Annotated in this window: 20 protein-coding genes; 9 read left to right on the forward strand and 11 right to left on the reverse strand. The window is 45.3% G+C overall.

What is annotated here, in order from left to right; translation table 11 throughout:
- Positions 1-17: 17 nt before the first annotated feature.
- On the forward strand, positions 18-611 hold the full coding sequence (locus tag V7Q33_RS17775; protein ID WP_333820688.1) for an alpha-ketoglutarate-dependent dioxygenase AlkB family protein: 594 nt from the start codon (positions 18-20) through the stop codon (positions 609-611).
- Between the two features lie 2 nt (positions 612-613).
- Here V7Q33_RS17775 and V7Q33_RS17780 read toward each other — a convergent pair whose 3' ends face one another.
- From V7Q33_RS17780 to V7Q33_RS17820, 9 genes are all read right to left on the reverse strand, one after another.
- Complete coding sequence (locus tag V7Q33_RS17780) at positions 614-1324, reverse strand: lycopene cyclase domain-containing protein (protein WP_331976904.1); 711 nt, start codon at positions 1322-1324, stop codon at positions 614-616.
- 231 nt (positions 1325-1555) lie between these two features.
- Positions 1556-2050 carry a beta-carotene hydroxylase gene (locus tag V7Q33_RS17785; protein WP_331976906.1) on the reverse strand — a complete coding sequence of 165 codons (495 nt, stop codon included), beginning with the start codon at positions 2048-2050 and terminating at the stop codon, positions 1556-1558.
- Positions 2051-2053: 3 nt separating this feature from the next.
- The gene (locus V7Q33_RS17790) at positions 2054-2542 is read right to left on the reverse strand and encodes an SRPBCC family protein (protein ID WP_333820689.1); all 489 of its coding nucleotides are present in this window, start codon (positions 2540-2542) and stop codon (positions 2054-2056) included.
- A gap of 10 nt (positions 2543-2552) precedes the next feature.
- The gene (locus tag V7Q33_RS17795; protein WP_333820690.1) at positions 2553-3893 is read right to left on the reverse strand and encodes a cryptochrome/photolyase family protein; all 1341 of its coding nucleotides are present in this window, start codon (positions 3891-3893) and stop codon (positions 2553-2555) included.
- Between the two features lie 81 nt (positions 3894-3974).
- Positions 3975-4490 carry an isopentenyl-diphosphate Delta-isomerase gene (gene idi / locus V7Q33_RS17800; RefSeq protein WP_331976912.1) on the reverse strand — a complete coding sequence of 172 codons (516 nt, stop codon included), beginning with the start codon at positions 4488-4490 and terminating at the stop codon, positions 3975-3977.
- Positions 4490-5326: a phytoene/squalene synthase family protein gene (locus tag V7Q33_RS17805; protein ID WP_333820691.1), complete on the reverse strand. Its 837-nt coding sequence runs from the start codon at positions 5324-5326 to the stop codon at positions 4490-4492. The genes idi and V7Q33_RS17805 overlap by 1 nt, the downstream gene beginning before the upstream one ends.
- A 5-nt stretch (positions 5327-5331) precedes the next feature.
- A complete protein-coding gene (locus V7Q33_RS17810) occupies positions 5332-6813 on the reverse strand; it encodes a phytoene desaturase family protein (protein ID WP_331976916.1) in 1482 nt (493 codons plus the stop codon).
- Between the two features lie 28 nt (positions 6814-6841).
- Positions 6842-7342: an RNA polymerase sigma factor gene (locus tag V7Q33_RS17815; RefSeq protein ID WP_331976918.1), complete on the reverse strand. Its 501-nt coding sequence runs from the start codon at positions 7340-7342 to the stop codon at positions 6842-6844.
- Between the two features lie 175 nt (positions 7343-7517).
- On the reverse strand, positions 7518-8390 hold the full coding sequence (locus V7Q33_RS17820) for a MerR family transcriptional regulator (RefSeq protein ID WP_333820692.1): 873 nt from the start codon (positions 8388-8390) through the stop codon (positions 7518-7520).
- 80 nt (positions 8391-8470) lie between these two features.
- On the opposite strand from V7Q33_RS17820, the gene V7Q33_RS17825 reads away from it, so the two are divergent.
- Positions 8471-10921, forward strand: a complete 2451-nt coding sequence (locus V7Q33_RS17825; protein ID WP_333820693.1) for a ligase-associated DNA damage response DEXH box helicase — start codon at positions 8471-8473, stop codon at positions 10919-10921.
- Positions 10922-11082: 161 nt separating this feature from the next.
- Here V7Q33_RS17825 and V7Q33_RS17830 read toward each other — a convergent pair whose 3' ends face one another.
- Positions 11083-11322: a hypothetical protein gene (locus tag V7Q33_RS17830; protein ID WP_331976924.1), complete on the reverse strand. Its 240-nt coding sequence runs from the start codon at positions 11320-11322 to the stop codon at positions 11083-11085.
- A gap of 19 nt (positions 11323-11341) precedes the next feature.
- Here V7Q33_RS17830 and V7Q33_RS17835 point away from each other — a divergent pair, with 19 nt between their 5' ends.
- The gene (locus V7Q33_RS17835; RefSeq protein WP_331976926.1) at positions 11342-11896 is read left to right on the forward strand and encodes a GNAT family N-acetyltransferase; all 555 of its coding nucleotides are present in this window, start codon (positions 11342-11344) and stop codon (positions 11894-11896) included.
- On the opposite strand, the gene V7Q33_RS17840 is transcribed toward V7Q33_RS17835, so the two are convergent.
- Entirely contained in the window at positions 11882-13114 is a 1233-nt protein-coding gene (locus tag V7Q33_RS17840; protein WP_331976928.1) for a Pycsar system effector family protein, read from the reverse strand. The two genes, V7Q33_RS17835 and V7Q33_RS17840, sit on opposite strands and share 15 nt — an antisense overlap.
- A gap of 137 nt (positions 13115-13251) precedes the next feature.
- On the opposite strand from V7Q33_RS17840, the gene V7Q33_RS17845 reads away from it, so the two are divergent.
- The 6 genes from V7Q33_RS17845 to trpD all read left to right on the forward strand — a co-directional run bounded on the left by V7Q33_RS17845 (position 13252) and on the right by trpD (position 21175).
- Positions 13252-16956: a BamA/TamA family outer membrane protein gene (locus V7Q33_RS17845; protein WP_333820694.1), complete on the forward strand. Its 3705-nt coding sequence runs from the start codon at positions 13252-13254 to the stop codon at positions 16954-16956.
- Between the two features lie 364 nt (positions 16957-17320).
- Positions 17321-17572 carry a hypothetical protein gene (locus V7Q33_RS17850; RefSeq protein WP_331976932.1) on the forward strand — a complete coding sequence of 84 codons (252 nt, stop codon included), beginning with the start codon at positions 17321-17323 and terminating at the stop codon, positions 17570-17572.
- Between the two features lie 131 nt (positions 17573-17703).
- Positions 17704-17886, forward strand: a complete 183-nt coding sequence (locus tag V7Q33_RS17855; RefSeq protein WP_331976934.1) for a 30S ribosomal protein THX — start codon at positions 17704-17706, stop codon at positions 17884-17886.
- A 186-nt stretch (positions 17887-18072) separates the two neighbouring features.
- A complete protein-coding gene (locus V7Q33_RS17860) occupies positions 18073-19470 on the forward strand; it encodes an anthranilate synthase component I family protein (protein WP_333820695.1) in 1398 nt (465 codons plus the stop codon).
- A 110-nt stretch (positions 19471-19580) separates the two neighbouring features.
- Entirely contained in the window at positions 19581-20147 is a 567-nt protein-coding gene (locus V7Q33_RS17865) for an anthranilate synthase component II (RefSeq protein WP_333820696.1), read from the forward strand.
- Positions 20148-20188: 41 nt separating this feature from the next.
- A complete protein-coding gene (gene trpD / locus V7Q33_RS17870; protein ID WP_331976940.1) occupies positions 20189-21175 on the forward strand; it encodes an anthranilate phosphoribosyltransferase in 987 nt (328 codons plus the stop codon).
- Positions 21176-21199 lie beyond the last annotated feature (24 nt).

Below are 21199 nucleotides of genomic sequence, written 5' to 3' on the forward strand. Positions count from 1 at the left end.
ATAACGATTAACGGATAATGAAAGATTTTCAATCCATATTACCACACGATGGCGATGTTCGCTTCTATCCGGTTTTCTTTTCTGCAAATGAAAGCGATCGCTACAAGCAGGAGCTGCAACATACCATAGACTGGAAACAGCGTCCTATAAAAATATATGGCAAAGAAGTGTTGCAACCGCGACTTACGGCGTGGTATGGCGATGCCGGTAAATTATATAGTTACTCCGGCATAACCATGGCACCTCTGCCATGGACGGATACATTGTTACAGATCAAACAACGGATAGAAACGGTAGCACCGGTCACGTTCAACAGTGCTTTATTAAATCTATACCGCGATCAGAACGACAGCATGGGCTGGCATCGCGATAATGAGAGGGAGCTGGGTATAGATCCGGTGATTGCATCGGTGAGCTTTGGCGCTGCGCGCACGTTTCAGTTTCGAAATTACAAAGAGAAAACAGAAAAGTATGATCTGGAGTTAACACACGGCAGCCTGTTGCTAATGCAAGGCAAAACGCAGCATGTCTGGGAACATGGATTGCCCAGGCGATCACGTGCCGTTGCAGCACGTATCAATATTACGTTTCGGGTAATTAAGGATATATAGCGTTAGCCCCGCATCAGGGCGCGGTAGCGTTCCCGGTCTTGCAGATATTCGTAGATCACTACGTTCATCAAAATAAGCAGCATGCCGTAGAATATATCTTCGAACGGTATAGTGCCCATGCGGATACCGAGGTTCTCATGGTCGTTGTACCACACCACTTCACCTTCAATGAACGAACCGGTGAGTATGCCGTTTATAATAAAGAATGGTATGAGTATACATCCGAAGGCAAAGTAAAACCGGCCCATATAACGCGGCTTCAGTTTCAGCATTTGAAATGCCAGGAACAGTCCCAGAAAAACGAAGGTAAGGCCAGTATATACCTTTTCGAAATAGTACATTCCCATAACCAGTAATATCAGAATAAGAGCCGATGAAATAAGCTCCTGGTGGGGAAAGAGATAATCTTTCTCGATCAGGTGATTTAACGCAAAATACGTAAATACGCAGGCGTACGGAATGCAAAAAAAGAACAATATCTCTTCAATGGGCAAGGCCCCTATATATATACCGGAGAGATATCGCTGGTTGAACCCCCACACGCGCATGTGGGTAAATATCTCGTCCCACACGGTAAAGAACACGGCCGTTATGAAAATAGCGGGCAGCAGGTATTTCCAGGTTTTATAGAATGGTGCTTTGGAATAAAAGCTTGCCAGCAGCGGTAGCAACAGCGAGACTATATCAATGGTGAGGTATAGGTATTTTTCCATGACGCAGTGGTGACTCAGATGAAGATCGTTATTAGGTGATAGGTTGTTATAAGTTCATCGTTGTTTCGGATTAAATATAAGTCTTTCGATAATGAGAGAGACGTGTGCAGACAAGGTTTTCTTCGCAATCATCAATTGCGGGATAACAAAATGATGTATGATTTGACTTTTATTTTTTTATTTTTCAATAATCAAAAGATGATTATTCCTGTGGCTGTACGGAAGATCACGTTACTGTGTTTCGTGACGTTCTTTCCGGAAAGAGAAATTCTTCGGTTCGTATTTTTTGGGTGCATACAGAAACCCAAATGCCTCACAGCCTTGCTTCGTATGTTTACTGTGATGAACGTAATGCGCATGGATCATCCGTTGCAGATACCGGCTGCGTTTGGCTGGACGCCATTTGATGCGCTGGTGAACAATGATGTCGTGAAAAATAAAATAAAAAACTCCGTAGCAGAATATACCAAGGCCTACGGCCAGCATGTAAGGATTATAAACAACAAGTGAGTAGTAATAGAACAGAAAAATAGACGGAATGCTGAAGGCCAGGGCAAAGAGGTCGTTGCGTTCCAATGGTTCGTGGTGAATAGTATGATGTGAGCGATGCCACACCCATAAAAATCCGTGCATCACATATTTGTGTGTGAACCATGCAATGAACTCCCAGAACAGAAACGTTCCGATCACGATAAAGGAACAAAGTAAAATAGTTATCCAGTTCATGTGCTAGGCTGATTTGCGAATGGTGTCATCACCTGTCGGGAAATGCTTTTCAAGCGCTATATACCGATAATCAAAAATAGTCTTTAGCTCGCGTGCTACAAACAGCGCGTTGGCCAGCCGTCCGATGAACCCTAGCGGAATAGCGTAATGTACTTCATCGGTCATCTCCACACCACCCGGCACTTCCTTAAAACGATGCTGGTGATGCCACATCGCATAGGGTCCGAAGCGCTGGTCATCGGCAAAGTAGAAGGGTTCATGAACATGGGTGATCTCGGTGGTCCAGTATACCTCTATCAACGGAAAGATTCGGATGCGATAGCAGATGATCTGCCCGGCATACATCTTCTCGCCACCCGATATAGAGAGTATCGTAAAGCGCTGGCGACTGGGTGTAATCTTTTCGAGGTTGCGTGGTGTGGCAAAGAACTCCCATGCCTGCGCTAACGTAAGTGGCAATACCTGTGTCCGTTTTAGTTGATATACTTTCATATCGTATCGTTTATTCCAGTGCAACTTTATAAGCCTGCAGCGCACGGCTGCGCGCAAAAGAATGATCCACGATTGGTTTGCTATACGCTGCAGTGCCTGCTTCGGGTACCCACTTGCGGATATACTTTTGTTCCGGATCAAACTTCTCGGTTTGTAATGCCGGGTTGAACACACGGAAGTATGGTGTAGCATCACAACCGGAACCGGCAGCCCATTGCCAGCCACCGTTATTGGATGCAAGATCATAGTCCAGCAGTTTTTCAGCAAAATAAGCTTCACCCCATCGCCAGTCAATCAGCAAATGTTTGGCAAGAAAGCTGGCTGCGATCATGCGCACGCGGTTATGCATAAAGCCTGTAGTATTCAGTTCGCGCATGCCGGCATCTACAATCGGGTATCCTGTTTTGCCTTCGCACCACCGTTGAAATTCATCCGGATTATTTAGCCACTCAATTTTGTCGTATGCAGGTTTGAATGCTTTCGTTTCTACCTGCGGAAAATGATAGAGTATCATGGCATAGAAGTCGCGCCAGATCAGTTCGTTGAGCCATGCTTCATTTTTCATATTTCCGATCTGCGCCAGCTTGCGTATGCTTACGGTACCAAAGCGTAAATGTATGCTCAGTTGTGTGGTGCCGCGGATACCAGGGAAGTTTCGTTGCTGATCATACTTTTCAATGATCGCCGTTCGTACCACGCGCTCCGGAAAGGTTGCCTGCGTTTCTTTAAAACCTATATCTTTCAGTGAAGGTATAGCAATCGGTTTTATCTTTTTGAAATTCCGGAAATACTTTTCTGCAGGATAACTCTTCAGATAAAAGGCATTCAGCTTGGCTTTCCACTTTTTGCTATAGGGTGTAAATACCGTGTAGGGCTCGCCATTGTCTTTCATCACCTCGTGCTTTTCAAAGATCACCTGGTCTTTAAACGTTTTAAGTGTAGTACTTTTTCTTTCCAGTATCTCTTTTATGGCAGCATCGCGTTTCATGGCATACGGTTCGTAATCGTGGTTGGTATATACTATTTTCGGGTTAATGCTTTGATAGAAATGCACCGGGTCATCGTATACCACCAGCAGTGAAGATCCGCGTTCTTCCAACTGCTCCTGCAAATGACAAAGCGACCGGTGAATGAAGTCTACGCGTTTGTCACATTTATCTTCCAGATCACTCAGAATTACAGTGTCGAAAATAAAAACGGGAAGCACGTTGCTATTATCTTTCAGTGCATGGTAAAGCCCCGCGTTATCCTGCAGACGCAAATCCCTTCTGAACCAGAAGATCGTTGTATCCCGATCAATCACTTGCTGCGCTATCGAAAGATTATCGTGTTTCAATTCAACGTTGTTCATGTAAAAAGAATGATCACTCCGCCCGTATTAACAAGCGAACGCTCTTTGTGTTTACAATGAGGACAGGTAGTTGGAAAATAATCAGGCCGGCAACAACGAAAGTTCCGGGTGATTGAGAATAAGCTTGAACCAGTAGGTATAGCGCTCCGGATGTGCAGCAGCATCGTGCTTCAGGCTGGCTATATCCATATACTTCCACGCTTCTACTTCTTCCGTGTTTATAGCGGGTTCGCCATCAAATACAGCTGCGTATACGTGGTCCAGCTCATATTCGGTCAGGCCATGGTCGAGTGCGGCTTTGTAGATAAATTTATAGGCATACTCTGTTTGCAGATCTATACCCATTTCCTGTTTCAGTTTGCGCCGTGTAGCCTGCTCCATGGTTTCATCTGGCAGCGGGTGACTGCAACATGTGTTGGTCCACAAGCCACCGCTGTGGTATTTACCAGCTGCACGTTTTTGCAGCAGCATTTCTCCTTTGGAGTTGAAGATGAGAATCGAAAATGCCCGGTGCAGCATGCCCTTCTCATGCGCCTCCAGCTTCTCCATTGTACCGGTAGCATTGTCTTGCTCGTCAACCAGAATAACGTGTTCCATCAAAGCATGTTAAGTTGATGTTTTACAAATGAATAGGCGAGGAGTCTTGCTTTATGTCTGTTACGGATTCTTATGCGGCTTTGCAACACGTTTTCGGATGGTGTATTTCTGATTTTCTTGAAGAGGGCAAGGTAATAAACATACGCCATATATACACCGAACCGGGCTGATCGCGGCAATTGTTTTATTCCAATATAGCCCTGATTGAAATCTTCGGCAATGCTTTCTTCGATTTTCTTTTTGCAGGCATCATTAAAATGCTGCAGATCAAGGCCCGGAAAATAGGTTCGGCCCATGCCCACAAAGTCGGCCCGCAAGTCGCGCAGGAAATTTATTTTTTGAAAAGCGGAGCCAAGGCGCATCGCGTACGGCTTCAACGTTTCATAGTGTGCATGGTCGCCATTGGTGAATACGCGCAGACACATCAGGCCGACAACTTCTGCCGACCCGAGTATATACTCCTTTAAAGTTTCGGAAGTATATTCTGTTTTATAGAGGTCCATCTCCATGCTTTTCAGGAATTGTTCAATCAGGGCATCTTCAATATGAAACCGGTTTACGGTTGCCTGAAAGCTGTTCAGAATAGGATTGAGGCTGATCTTCTCACGAATGGCTTTCCAGGTATCGGCCCGGAAGTTCTGTAACAGATCCGTTTTGTTATAGTCGTGAAAAGTATCAACAATCTCATCTGCAAAGCGCACAAATCCATATACTGAATAGATAGGATCGCGAAGTTCCTGCGCCAGGCAAAATATACCCAGCGAGAACGATGTACTATAGGCGTTGGTAGTAACGCGACTGCAACGGATGGATACTTTGTCGAAGACTTCCTTCATACAAGTTAATTTACAAATTGATGATGTCTTTTGATAAGCTCACGTGCTACCACTTCGCCCGAAATGATCGATGGCGGAACACCCGGGCCCGGTACGGTGAGCTGTCCTGTATAGAACAGGTTACTCACCTTTTTGTTAAGAATGGAAGGTTTAAGATTTGCCGTTTGCCATAAGGTATTGGCCAAACCATACGCATTTCCCCTGAACGCGTTGTAATCGTCTATAAAGTTTTGATGCGCGTAGCTGCGTTTATATACTATATATTCACGAATCGATTGTCCGGTTAAATATTCGAGCCTCGAAAGCACCATGTCGAAATATTTTTCGCGCATAGTTTCAGTATCTTCAAGGCCCGGTGCTACCGGTATAAGTATAAATATATTTTCATAACCTTCCGGTGCTACGGTAGCATCGGTCTGCGAGGGACAAGAAACATAGAACTGCGGAGCTGATGGCCATTGCGGATTTTCATAGATCTCATGTGCGTGCTGTTCAAAATCCTGGTCGAAGAATAGAGTGTGATGAAGAAGGCCCTTCAATTTTTTACGAATGCCCAGGTAAAAGATAAGACTGGATGGTGCCATTACACGCTTTTGCCAATACGATTCATTATACCTGCGGTGCGAAGCCGGTAGCAATTTTTGCTCTACATGATGATAATCGGCACCAGCCACGATATAATCGAAAGGGCGAAATGTACCATTCACCGTCAGGCCTTTTGCTTTTGTGGTGTTGAGTGTGAGTTGCTCTACCGCGCTGTTGTATTCAAATTTTACCTGCAGCGATTCTGCCAGCGATACCATGCCTTCTATAATTTTATACATGCCTCCTTGCGGATACCACGTGCCCAGTGCCATGTCTGCATAGTTCATCAGGCTATACAGTGCGGGTGTTTTGTCGGGTGTTGCTCCCAGAAAAAGTACCGGGAACTCCAGCAGTTGTACCAGTTTTTTCTCTCTGAAGAATTTGCGGATATAGCTGGCGATCGATTGAAACACGTGCAACTGCAGTGCATTTTTTACAAGACCAGGATCAAGTAGTTCACGCATGGATAGTCCCGGTTTGTGTACCAGGTCGTGCATGCCTATATCATATTTGAATTTACCTTCCTGAAGAAACTGTCGGAGATGTTTGCTGCTTCCAGGTTCAAGGTCATCGAACAGTTCGCAGAGGGCACCTATACCGGCTGGTATATCCAGAATTTCGTCTGCGCTATATATGATGCGATAGGAAGGATCAAGTCGCTGCAGCGTGTAATAATCAGAAGGTTTTTTGCCAAAGTGTGCGAAGAAATTTTCGAATACATCCGGCATCCAATACCAGCTTGGGCCCATGTCGAAAGTGAAGCCATCTGCCTGGAATTGTCGTGCACGTCCTCCGGGCGATTCGTTCTTTTCCAGAACAGTAACATCAAACCCTTCTTTGGCGAGGTAACACGCGGCCGACAATCCTGCGAACCCCGAACCTATCACTGCAATGCGACTCATGTGAACTATAGGTTATGCAGGAATTTACTCAATATCCCTGTAATCTTTTCTGAATTTCTTTACGCGCCTGGAAGATCCGGTTTTTTACCGTGCCAATGGGAATGTTCAGATGCTCTGCAATTTCATGATACTTATAGCCGGAAGTATACATTTTGAATGGCGCGAGAAACTCGTCTTTAATATTGTTCACATTGCGCCAGATCTCTTTGAACTCCAGGCTCTCTTGTGGCCGATTAAATGTATACTCATCTTCCACATGTAAAAAATATAACTCGCGCGTTTTGTCATGCGAGGTCCTGGCACGCTGCGATTTACGATAGTTGTTAATAAAGGTGTTGCGCATGATTGTGAACAGCCATCCCTTTAGATTGGTGTCTTCCCTGAATTTATCACGATAGAGCAATGCCTTCAGCATCGTATCCTGCACAAGATCAAGCGACTCCTGCCGGTCGTTGGTAAACCGCCTCGTAAAAGTCTGGAGCGTGCTTCGCAGATCTGCAATCTGATTCGTAAGTTCAGTAGCGGTCATGTTGTTTAATGTTTTATTTATAATGTTAAACTAATTTACTCATTAAATCATTTATGCTGCAATTTTGTTTAATGTATATTGTAAAATATTAAACAATATTTTTGATTATGAAATATCTGACTGATTCTCAGTTAGATAGAAATCTGAAGGGAAACAGAAATTTTGAAGAATACGATCAGCCTTTGATAAGAGCTTTAAATTCTGCTGCGGTGGAGAAGCAATAGACGTTGTGGATTTTCTGACCTTTATGACGAATTACCTGTAAGCCGGAAGCACAAATGACAGCCTTTGGAAAATCGCGCGACAGTTTTTGAAAATAGTAGTCAACGGGTTCATTCACGGGCGTTGTAATGGAAGTCACCAACCAGTCCGGCTTATGCACTTCAACCACCCCGCGTAAATCGTCATGCGGCACATGCTGCCCCAGGTAATACGTGCGGTAACTTTCTTTGCGTGCCAGGTAATTATAGAATAGCAGGCCTAGCTCATGCATTTCGCCTTCGGGCAAAAACAAAACCATGCGGGGTGCGGTTGGGGGAGGTATAGCAAGCCCATCGATGGCTACGATAATTTTCTGCCGGATCAGGTTGGAGATAAAATGTTCGTGAGCAGGTGTAATGTTATGCGTCTGCCAAAGTATACCGATCTTCTCCAGGAACGGGTATATAATTTCAACGATCGTTTTTTCAAAGCCAAAGCGAAGAATCAGGTTACTGAGTTTTTTATCGAAGCTTTCTTCTTCCATATCTATCATTGACACAATGAGCTGGTCAATGTGTATGGCGACATCATTCTTTGCCTCACTGAACTCCAGAACCTTTTGATTCACTTCATCGGTGGTCATGTCGGCAATGTGCGAGATCTTGATGCCGTTGTTGTTAAGAAGCGATACGTTGATGATCTTCTTCAGATCGTCATCAGAATAGAATCGGATGTTGGTAGTGGTTCGCGCAGGCGCAATAATTTTGTGCCGTTTCTCCCAGATGCGAATGGTGTGCGCTTTGATGCCGGATAGCTTTTCGAGTTCTTTGATCGAGTATTTCCCCATCTCCAGACCTTTACCACCCTAAAACCACACGCAATGAAAAATGTTTTTTGCCATGCGCAGAAATTCTAATTTTATTTTCAATGGCCATTGATGTTGTAAAAGTAGGAAAAGATTGGTTTGCGGAAAGAGATTGGAAACCTTTCGCATTTCAGATCGAAGCTTGGCAAGCATATCTGCGAGGGCAGAGTGGCCTGGTGAACGCACCTACTGGCAGCGGCAAAACCTATTCATTGATGATGCCACTGATGCTGGAGTTCATACGCAGCCACCCGGATACCTATAAAAAACAAAAGAACAGTGGCCTGCAGGCCATCTGGATCACACCAATACGAGCGTTGTCCAAAGAGATAGAGCTATCGGCTAACCGATTGGTTGAAGGCCTCGGGCTTCCCTGGAAGATTGGGGTTCGCTCCGGCGATACATCGCTGAAGGAACGACAGCGTCAAAAAGAAAAACCACCGGAGTTGCTCATTACGACACCTGAGAGCCTGCATTTACTGCTGGCACAAAAAGGCTATCCTGATTTTTTCAAAGACCTGAAAGTACTGGTGGCCGATGAGTGGCACGAACTCATGGGCTCCAAGCGCGGTGTGCAGGTAGAACTTGCACTATCGCGACTCAAGGTAATAGCGCCTGCACTTAAGGTGTGGGGTATATCGGCAACCATTGGCAACATGGATGAAGCGTTGCAAGCGTTGCTCGGTAACTATTATCATCAAAAGAAATATACCATCATCAAAGCGGATATCGAGAAGAAGATTGAAGTAGTATCGATACTGCCGGATTCTGTTGATCGCATGCCGTGGGCCGGTCACCTGGGTATACATTTGCTGCAAAAAGTTGTAGATATAGTAAAGCAGAGCAGCACCACGCTGATCTTTACCAACACACGATCTTTCGCGGAGATCTGGTATCAAAAGATGCTAGACAAGGCTCCGGAGCTTTCCGGGCTGATGGCCATGCACCACGGCTCCATTAGTCAGGAGTTGCGTAACTGGGTAGAAGAGCAATTGCATGAAGGCAAACTCAAAGCGGTAGTATGCACATCAAGCCTTGATCTCGGGGTAGATTTTCGCCCGGTGGAAACCGTTATCCAGATAGGAGGGCCGAAAGGTGTAGCGCGCTTTTTACAGCGTGCCGGTAGAAGCGGCCACCAGCCCGGTGCAGTGAGTCGTATATATTTCGTGCCTACACATTCATTGGAATTGATGGAAGCCGCAGGCATCCGCCAGGCCATTAAGGAGAAAGTAGTGGAAGACCGTTTGCCCTATATACGATCGTTCGATGTGCTTATGCAGTATATGATCACGCTCGCAATCTCCGAAGGATTTGAAGCAGAGAAATTATACGAAGAAATTACCGGTACTTTCAGTTTTGCCAGTGTAACACACGATGAGTGGATCTGGATGTTGAACTTTATTACCACGGGTGGCGACTCGCTGCAAGCGTATGATGAATACCGAAAGGTAGTGATCATAAACGGTATATATCGTGTGGAGAATCGCGCTATTGCTATGCGGCACCGGCTTTCGGTGGGTACTATTGTGGGTGACAGTTCGTTGTTCGTTCGTTTTGTCTCTGGTAAATATTTAGGAACGATAGAAGAGTATTTTATATCGCGCCTTTCGCCAGGCGATGTGTTCTGGTTTGCCGGAAGAAATCTGGAGCTTGTGCGCATCAAAGATATGGAAGCACAGGTGCGCAAGACTAATAGGAAGTCTGGCGCTGTGCCGTCATGGCAAGGCGGACGTATGCCGTTATCGTCTCAAATGAGTGAGCTGATCCGCAATAAACTGGATGAAGTAGTGCGCGGGGTAGAGACGGATGAAGAAATGAAATTTCTGAAGCCTGTATTCGATCTGCAGCGTGACCGCTCGCATTTACCCGGCAAGGAGGAATTTCTCATCGAGTATTTTCAAAGCGATGAAGGTTATCACGTGCTCATGTATCCCTTCGAAGGACGTTTTGTGCATGAAGGTATGGGCGCACTGGTGGCGCATCGCATTGCACAGATTCAGCCTATAACATTTTCCATCGCGATGAATGATTATGGTTTTGAGCTATTGTCCGATCAGCCCATACCCATTGAAGAAGCGGTAGAGACAAATGTACTTGGCAGCGATAACCTGATGACGGATATACAGGCGAGTATAAATTCCACCGAAATGGCACGCAGAAAATTCAGAGATATAGCGGCTATATCCGGGCTTGTGTTTAAAGGTTATCCGGGCAAGCCAGTAAAAGATCGACACCTGCAATCGACATCGCAGCTGTTCTTCAATGTATTTAACGATTATGACGCACACAACCTCTTACTGCGGCAAGCCTTCGATGAAGTAATGGATTTCCAGTTGGAGGAAGCGCGTTTACGAAGAGCACTCGACCGCATCGCACATCAGAAGATCATCATCATGCACCCCGATAAGCCTACACCTTTCGCATTCCCCATCATGGTAGACCGCCTCCGCGAAAAACTAACCTCCGAAAAAATAGAAGACCGTATCCGGAAGATGGTTATGCAGTATGATTAATAGCTGCAAGTTGCCAGCTACCGACTGCTAGACGTTTGGCGATAGTTATCCGTTACTGGTTAATAGTTATCCGTGAAGGCAGATCTATTAACGTGTAACAGATAACGTGTTTTCTTCTGTGTAAATCTGTGAGTTCTGTGGGAGATTAATTTTGTATTAACTCAAACTAATCCATTCAGGTATAAATTAAACTCGAGTGGGCTGGCTTCTTCGAACGCATCAGCTTTGAGATCATCAAAGATTTCTTCATCGAACTCCATTTCCCGAAGCTCAGCATGCCCATCGGCCGCTACCGTAATCTCCTCTCCGGTAAAAAGAATCGGATTAACCTTTACCAGGATTTTCACGCCCTCGATTTCTTTTTTGAAATACTGGTGAACGATGTTGCTGCCTTTGGCCATTTCTACTTTTCTTTGAAAAATGATTCAACTGGATTTACCGGAACAGATCGCCTGCGAGCGCCTGCTTCTTCAGCGGCTAAGGTACGAAGATGCCGAAGAAATTTTCTATACCTATGCCAGCAAACCCGAGGCTACACAGTTTATGTCGTGGGCCACACATAAGTCCATTGATGACACACGGTCGTTTATACAATATGCTACCTGGGCATGGAAGGAGGGCACCGACTACTCATACACCATTCGCCTGCGCGATAGTGGCAAGCTGATCGGTAGCCTGGGCGTTGTTAATGAGCAGGGCAAGATACAGTTCGGGTATATTTTTAGTCCCAATTACTGGGGCAAGGGCTATGCCACCGAAGCCTGCCAAAAGCTGATGCCGATATTGCAGCGGCAGAAAGATATCTTCCGTATCGGCACCTTTGTAGATGCCGAAAATACAGCCTCCATCCGGGTACTGGAGAAATGTGGTTTCCGGGAAGAAGCTCGCCTTAGCAACTGGATGCGCTTTCCCAACCAAAGCAACCAGCCAAAAGAATGTATTGTATTTGTATTGCCGCTATCAGGGAGCAAGTAGCTGGCGCATCGAATAGGGTTGGTAGTAGATCATCGTCAGGATCAGGAATGCTATAATAGACGCTACAAATCCAAACATAAAGATGGTGTAGGAGAGGCGTATAAATCTATACTTCTTGGCCAGTACTTTCCCCAGAAAGTATATATCCTTAATCAAGCTGCCATAGAGATAATCGTAGTCCTTCATCATCTCACGCATGCCCCATTCGTAATCCTTGAGTTCCATGTTGTGAAAGTTACCGAAGAACAGCAGGTTTGTTTTCTTATTGTGAATATCCTCGTGGGTAAATTTACCTTTCGTAATCGTGGGGCGCGTAGCCAGAATTGCCATAACGATTGCCAGCAGACACGTAAGCACCAATATCAGCGTGGGCGTTACCAGGTGCGGAAAATCTTCCAGCTTCCGAAAGAGAACGCTGACCACAATTGAAAGAATGATGGTATTGATCGAAATCATGATATTGGCCTTCGTGTCGGCCATGCCACTCAGGTTGGTATGATTCTCCAGCGTTGTGCGGAACATCGTTTCGATACCACGGTCAGGGCGCGAATTTTTTTCCAGTTTCTTGCGCAGCTTCTGCAACTCCTTTTCCATGTCTTCCAGGCCGGCTGTGGAGGTTTCAGGTTTCAGCTCATTCTTCAGCCGTTTTATATTTTGCTTTTTCAACGGCTGCAATATACGCTTCCCGTAGTCAGTAAAATATTCATGACCTTTCATGAATTTCAGATTCGCATGAAGCCACTCATTCTCCGAACCAAAATGTATATTCTTGGTTGAGGCAATCTCCTGGCGCAGCAGCAAGCCACGTTCGCGTATATCTGCCTTGGCCAGGTGCGATAGATCGGCATCACACAACACTTCACCCATGATATCTTTAGGAGATTGCGGCATAATGGTAGCCAGAATAGTACGCTGCACATCTTCCGATTTTTTCTCGGATGCATTCCAGTCGCGGAGCAGCTTCGCAGCAATGGCAGCAGATTCCTTCTCATGGTCAGCAGGGCCATTCAGATAACCGAGATCGTGAAGCCAGGCAGCGATCAATATCGTCTCCATCTGGTCATCGTTCAGATGCAAAGCAGAGCCAATCTCCTGTGCAGCCTTGGCAACTTCCTGCGTATGCCGGAGGTTATGGTATACACAGGTTTTCGGTAACTTATTCGCTAGAATTTCTTCTGCGTAAGCCTTCGATTTTTGGACCAATTCCGTCTCTGCCATACACTTTCGTGAAAGATAAACCTAAAACTAAGAAAATTTGTATTTAGTTTGAGTCTGTGATTTACAGGTGATGAAATAGCCATAATTTTTTAATAATATAGACTGGCTGCAGTGTCCATCATACCCTATTTGCGCCTATGCATAAACTTCGACTTGCTTGTTTTATTGTATCTCTGTTACTCAGTTGCCCGCTTTTTTCGCAGCAAAAGAATTTCAGCATTTACCTGATTGGCGATGCCGGTGAGCCCGACCTGGCTACCAACGGTCTTAAAGAGGCGCTCCAAAAGAACTACGATCCCAAGACACCCGCTGCGGTAATTTTCCTGGGTGATAATATTTACCCCAAGGGTATGCCCGAGGTAAATAACCGTAGTCGTGCTGAGGCTGAACAGATACTACGATCTCAAATCAATTTACTTCAAGGTTTTAACGCACAGGTATATTTTGTACCGGGCAACCACGATTGGAAGCGGGGCCAGCGGGGTGGCTGGCAGCAGATCAATCGAGAAGGAGCATTTATAGATTCATTGTATCTGCCCAATGTACACTTCCAACCAGAAGGTGCATGCCCCGGACCTGTAGAAGTGCCGTTAGGTGATGAGGCTGTGTTGGTGATCGTAGACTCTCAATGGTTTCTGCATCGCTGGGATAAACCCGAAGGTGACGATAGCCCCTGCGATGTAAAGCGTCCTGAAGACGCTGTGGTGTTGTTGGAAGATATATTCGTTCGCAATCAGGGTAAACGGATTATTGTAGCCGCGCACCATCCGCTGTATACGTATGGAGAACATGGCGGTGTATTTACCTGGAAAGACCATCTCTTCCCGCTGTTGGATATAAACAAGAGCCTGTATATACCCATGCCGGCTGTTGGGTCAATTTATCCACTCTTTCGTAAATATATAGGCGATATACAGGATACTCAACATCCCATCTACAAGCGCTACATCCAGTTGATGTCATCGCTGATGGAAAAGTATCCGGGTACTATATATGCTGCCGGACACGAACACGCTTTGCAATACGCATGGAAAGACAGTGTACACTATATTACCAGCGGAGCCGGTTCTAAATATACTTTCGTGAAGAAGAAAGGCTACTCGCAATTTGCAGACCCGGCGAAGGGATTTGTAAAGATTGATATAGCCTCGGATGGCGCTTCGGCTATACAGTATTTTGAGATCGGTAAAGATGAACCGGTATACCAGGTAAATGTAAAGCCGGTAGCACAGTTGCCTGCGGCCAGTAGCCAGCCATGGCCTGAATTTCCGGCAACCATACGCGTACATGCCAGCGATCGCTACGATGCACACACGTTTCGCAAAAAGATATTAGGCGAAAACTACCGCGATGAATGGAAGCAGGATATTGATGTACCTGTGTTTGATATCGGGAAGGAAGCCGGTGGATTAAAGATCGTTCAAAAAGGAGGCGGCATGCAAACGCTCTCACTTCGTTTGACCGATTCACTGGGACAGGAGTATACCCTTCGTTCAATCGAAAAATTTCCGGAGAAGGCCATTCCGTCTATGTTGCAAAAAACATTTGCTTCTGATCTGGTGCAGGATCAAATCTCGTCAGCCCATCCGTATGGTGCAGTTGTTGTGCCGTACCTGGCCGATGCTGCCGGCATTTACCATTCCAATCCGCGTATAGTATATATACCTGACGATCCGAGGTTCGGCATTTATCGGAAAGAGTTCGCCAATACACTGATGTTGTTTGAAGAACGCCCCGGTGGAGATGCCCGCGACAAACCATACTTCGGCAGCTCCAAAAAAATTATCAGCACCGATAAAGTATTGGCCAAGCTGGCAGAAGATAACGACAACGAGGTCGATCAGAAATTTGTATTGCGTTCACGACTCTTTGATATCGTGATTGGTGATTGGGACCGCCACGATGATCAATGGCGTTGGGCTTCATTCAAAGATAAGAAGAACGAGTATTACCGGCCTATACCACGCGACCGCGACCAGGCATTTTTTGTAAGCAACGGTGTATTGTCTAAAGTATGGAGCCGCCGGTGGGCACTGCCTAAATTTGAAGGCTTTCACGAAGAAGTTCGCTGGACACCCGGCTTTATGTTCAACGCACGCTTCTTCGATCGTACATTCCTTACCGAGCCATCTGCAGCCGATTGGATCGAACAGGCAAAAAGTTTACAGCAGGCGCTTACCGATGAAACCATTGAAGCGGCTATAAAGAAGTTTCCCGAACCTATTTACAAATTGCATGGCGAAGAGATTATCCGAAAACTGAAATCAAGACGCGACCATCTGCAGGAGTATGCACTGGAACACTATAAATTCCTGGCGCGTGAAGTAACGGTACAAGGCTCTAATAAGCGTGAATACTTTGAAGTAGTGAATCAGCCGGATGGAGATGTTATTGTAAACATCTACAAGATCAATAAATCTGGCGATAGAGCTGATAAACTATATAGTCGCGAATTTTTTCCGCACGAAACCAGGGAAGTGCGGTTATTGGGCTTGGGTGGAGATGATGTATTTCAATTTACGGGTGAGGGCAAAGGTAAAATTGCCGTGCGCGTATTGGGTGGTGATGGAGCCGATTCTGTTCAGAACACAGCAGATATAAAAGGGTGGGCGAGCCCCTATAAAATATACGATACATCGAATGGTATCGCTATCAATTCAAAACGCCATCTGTCAGATAAGACATCAAATGATCCTGCCATCAATACGTTCGATCGCAGAGCATTTAAATATCCTGTGCTGGCACCGCTTGTATATGGTACATTCAACTACGATGATGGGGTATTTATAGGTGGAGGATTCCTGTATACAACGCATGGATTCCGCAAAACCCCGTTCAAGAACCAACACCTGTTCCTGGCCAGCTATGCTCCGCTTACCAGCTCCTATAACTTTAAATACGATGGACGATTTTCACAAGTGTTTGGCAAGTGGGGTGTTATGCTCGACTTCGATGTAAAGGCTCCCAACTTTGTTAATAACTTTTTTGGCTGGGGTAACGAAACCAGGTTCAATAGTGCTATTAAAGACGATCCGCACTATAACCTGAAACGATCGATCGACTATTATCGCCTTCGCCTCGAAGAAATAGATTTACAGGCATTGCTTACCCATCCCATAGGAGGATCGGGGCTGTTCAAGTTCGGCCCGGTATACCAGCGCGTAGAGATCGAGCGTCCTAAAAATGATTCGCGTTTTATTGTAGACTATGCAAACACATTAACCGATCCATTGTTTGAGAATACAAAAACATTTGCAGGGCTTCACACCGGAATAACCATCGATACACGCGATAAACCCATGATGACCACGCGAGGTATATATATCAACCAGTACTCCACATTCATGAAAGGATTTGAATCGGATGCCGGTAACTTTACATCGCACAATGCATCGATTGCCTTCTACCAAACGTTCCGCTTCCCTGCGAAACTCACGTTTGCCTTGCGAGCCGGAGGAGGTGTTAACACCGGAAACTATCAACTTTACCAGGCACAGATACTGGATGGTAAAACAGAGCTTCGCGGCTTTCGCAAAACCAGGTTTTATGGCGATAAAGATTTCTATAGTAACAACGAAGTTCGCCTGAAGGTGGCAAGCTTCCGCTCATACCTGTTCCCTGCCTCCGTAGGAGTATTGGGATTCTACGATATAGGCCGTGTATGGTATAAAGATGCCAACGGTATAGATCCCAGTGCACCCACCGGTAAATCCAATGTATGGCACCACGGTGTAGGCGGTGGAGTATGGCTCACACCGTTCAACCTCGCTGTAGTATCAGCAGAAGTGGCGCATAGCGAAGACGGCAATATGTTTTACGTGCGACTCGGATACTTATTTTAAAGAGCTGCTGGCTGCTAGCTACGAGCCACTGGAAGAGTGGGTGGGATTAGTGGGTGATGCACTTAACTTCAACATTCGTTGATCAATATTCCTTGTTCAATATTTTTTCCCGCGGACCTTACAGAATTACAGAAGACCTCTTTGTAACTCTGCTTCTCCTTTGAGCCCCTTTGTGCAATTGGATTTTATTTCCGTTATCCGTTATGGACTCTTCCAATACCTTGTAACAATTAACCTGTAACGGCCCTCCGGGATTTTTCTTCTAGTATTGGGAATTAAGCGTTGCCCGATAGGCCTAATTATGCGATATGGGCGGTTGGCATAATGGTAGCCACAGTCTCTCTTAAAAAACATCAAAATAGTTATGAACGGTGTGGTATGGCTTTTGGACAATTACAGCGATGACGTTGTGAGAGAGCTCGAATCAAAAGGGTATTTCGTTCGGAAATTTACGGAAACAGCTACGAGCCCTATGGCGTATGATGAGCGACCAGACATGATCTTCTTTTCAGAGATCACCGTGCGCAATGTTACATTCTTCTCAAAAATTCATCAGATGTATCCGGGTGTGCTGGCGATGAGCGTGCCTTCACTGCTCCCGGCTGACGGGAAATAGTCAACTTAAAACAAGGCGGGTATTTATCTTCCGGCCATGATGCGGCCGTTGGAATGATTGTATTTTTTTTCGGTACTATTTGTAATCCGTAAAGACTTTACTATTATTGCCGCATCAATTCAAATTAATTCATGGGAAGAGGAGATAAAAAATCCAAAAAAGGAAAGCGCACAATAGGCTCTTTCGGCGTTTCAAGAAATAAGAAAGCTATCAAAACACGTTTGAAGAGAGTAGCTTCCAAGAAAAAAGGAACAACAGCTGTAGCTGAAGCTCCTGCCAAGAAAAAAGCAGCTCCTAAAAAGAAGGCTGAATAAAAACAATGATACAATTCAATAACATAGCTTGGTGGTGGCATATATCGAAACACGATATGTGAACAGCCTTTTTATGTTAATACGATAAAGTTGAAGGCCTGCTGTTCACAGCAGGCCTTCTTTTTTGTAAATGATTTTCACCCGCTGCCAAGAGCAAACAAAGGAGCAGCCCAAACATAAACAGACATGAAGTATAAACTCACTACTTACTCGAAGAAACTTCTTGCCGACACCCTCACACCGGTAAATATTTACCTGAAGCTTCGCGATGTATTTGCAGGCAGCATCCTGCTCGAAAGCTCAGACTATCATGGTCATGAAAACAGCCTGTCATTCATCTGCTGCGATCCCATTGCTTCGTTCCAGGTAGTGCAGAGCGATGTTACCATCCAATATCCCGATGGCACATCGCAGCAATCCCAGTTAGCAGCCGTAGGGCAGGCAACGCAGTTGCTGGAAGCCTTCAGAAATTCGTTTGAGGTTGCTCCATCCGAAAGCAAACATCCCAACTGCGGTCTGTTTGGCTATATAGCATACGATGCAGTACGCTTTTTTGAAGATGTAAAAATAGAGCCCAAGAACGCTTTTATACCGGATATACTTTACAAACTATATCGCTATGTAATTGTTGTCGACCATTTTTCCAATGAGCTGAGCCTGTACGAGCACACGTATCAGCAGCAGGGGACCGGCTCACTCGACAAGATCGAGCAAATCATTTTCAGCAACCGCTTTGCTACGTATAAATTCTCGCTGATAAATGGTGAGGAATCGAACTTTACCGATGAAGAATTTTTAAAAGTAATTGAGAAAGGTAAAGAACACTGCTATCGTGGTGATGTATTCCAGATCGTTTTATCGCGCAGGTTTCAGTGTGGTTTTAAAGGTGATGAATTCAATGTATACCGGGCGCTGCGTTCGATCAACCCATCGCCTTATCTCTTCTATTTTGATTATGGGAGCTTCAAGCTGATGGGATCATCACCTGAGGCGCAGTTGCAGGTAAAAAATGGTAAAGCTCATATATATCCGATCGCGGGTACATTCCGCAGATCCGGCAACGACCAGGAAGATGCAGCGATTGCCGAACGCCTGGCTGCAGATGAAAAAGAAAATGCTGAACACGTTATGCTGGTGGACCTTGCACGGAATGACATGAGCCGCAATGCCTCCCGTGTACATGTGGAAGTGTTCAAGGAAATACAATATTACTCCCACGTTATACACCTTGTATCCAAAGTTACTGGTACACTCAAGAGCGACTCTTCTATTATCGGTATGGCTGCCGATACATTCCCGGCCGGTACACTGTCGGGCGCGCCCAAGCACATGGCCATGACGCTCATTAATAAATATGAAAATACAAACCGAAGCTTTTACGGAGGTGCTATTGGTTTCATCGGCTTCGATGGATCATTCAATCATGCCATCATGATCAGAACATTTCTGAGCCATGAAAACAAATTGATATACCAGGCCGGAGCCGGAGTAGTATCAAAATCCCTCGCCGAAAGCGAACTGCAGGAAGTAAACAACAAACTAACTGCCTTGCGCAAGGCCGTACTCATGGCGGAGAAGTTATAGAAAAATGTAAAATCTCCCACAGAACTCACAGAATTTCACAGAAGCTTTCATTTATATATTTCTGTGTGAATCTGTGAGGTCTGTGGGAACAAAAAATAAATATTACAAAAATGAAAATACTGGTTCTCGATAATTACGATTCATTCACATACAATCTTGTTCACATCATTCGTGAGCTGGGATATGCTATGGATATTTTCAGGAATGATAAGATCGCAGTGGAGGAAGTCAAGAAATACGACAAGATACTGCTTTCGCCCGGCCCGGGTATACCGGATGAAGCCGGCATTATGAAGCAAGTGATCAAAGAGTACGGTCCATCGAAAAGTATACTCGGTGTTTGCCTCGGCCATCAGGGGATTGGTGAGGTATATGGTGCACAACTCTATAACATCCCGAAAGTACTTCATGGGGTAACATCGCAAGTGAACGTGGTAGATCGCGATGAATATTTATTCGCGGGAGTTTCCGATACATTTCAGGCAACCCACTATCACTCATGGGCGGTGTTGCCCGAAAGCTTTACGCCAGACTTAAAGATTACTGCAAAAAATGATGAGGGGCTCGTGATGGGACTTTGCCATACGAAGTACGATGTGAAAGGTGTTCAGTTCCACCCTGAGTCGATTATGACACCTGAGGGACCGCGAATGATTGAGAACTGGTTGAAAAAATAAATATAGTTGAGTTGCCGTTCTTCCTATAAATACGAATGTACATGAAACAGATATTAAACGAGCTGATCGAGCATCGTTCCCTTACTAAAGATACTGCGAGGCAGGTATTGGTAGACCTCGCTTCCGGTAAATATAATCCGAGCCAGACAACTGCGTTTATGACGGTATATATGATGCGCAGCATCACCGTAGACGAGCTGCAGGGATTTCGCGATGCTATGCTGGAGCTTTGTCTCCCGGTAAAATTCGACCAACCGGTAATGGACTTGTGCGGTACAGGAGGAGACGGTAAGAATACATTTAATATATCAACGTTGTCGTCCTTTGTGGTGGCAGCAGCAGGGCAACCTGTGGCCAAGCATGGTAACTATGGTGTGTCATCGGCGAGCGGTTCTTCAAATGTACTGGAATACTTCGGCTACAAATTTACCAACGATACAGACGAATTGAAACGAAGTCTCGATCGTGCCAACATCTGTTTTATGCACGCGCCGTTGTTTCACCCGGCCATGAAAAATGTAGCACCCATTCGCAAAGAGTTGGGTGTAAAAACATTCTTCAACATGCTCGGGCCTATGGTAAATCCGGCATTCCCGAAACGTCAGTTGGTCGGGGTATTTAGTCTTGAGCTGGCGCGACAGTATGGATATTTATACCAGAATACAGATAAAGATTTTGTGGTGCTGCATTCTGTAGATGGCTACGATGAGGTGTCACTCACGGGAGCTTTTAAATACTTTTTCAATCGTGGCGAGCGATTGGCCACACCGGCAGATCTCAATCTTCCCCAATTAAAATATGAAGACCTTCACGGTGGCGATACGGTGGAAGAATCGGCAAAAGTATTTATGAAGATACTGGAAGGCAATGGCACACCTGCGCAGAATGCTGCAGTAACGGCAAATGCAGCGATGGCATTGTTTACCGGTCATCAGCAAGAAGGCTTGTCCGTGGCAGTATTAAAAGCAAAAGAAGCATTGGAATCCGGAAGAGCACTACAGGCATTTAAAAAATTACTTCAACTTTAAAAAATACTATTTAAACGAAACAGT

The sequence above is a fragment of the Ohtaekwangia sp. genome, assembly GCF_036786105.1.
Lineage (GTDB): Bacteria > Bacteroidota > Bacteroidia > Cytophagales > Cyclobacteriaceae > Ohtaekwangia.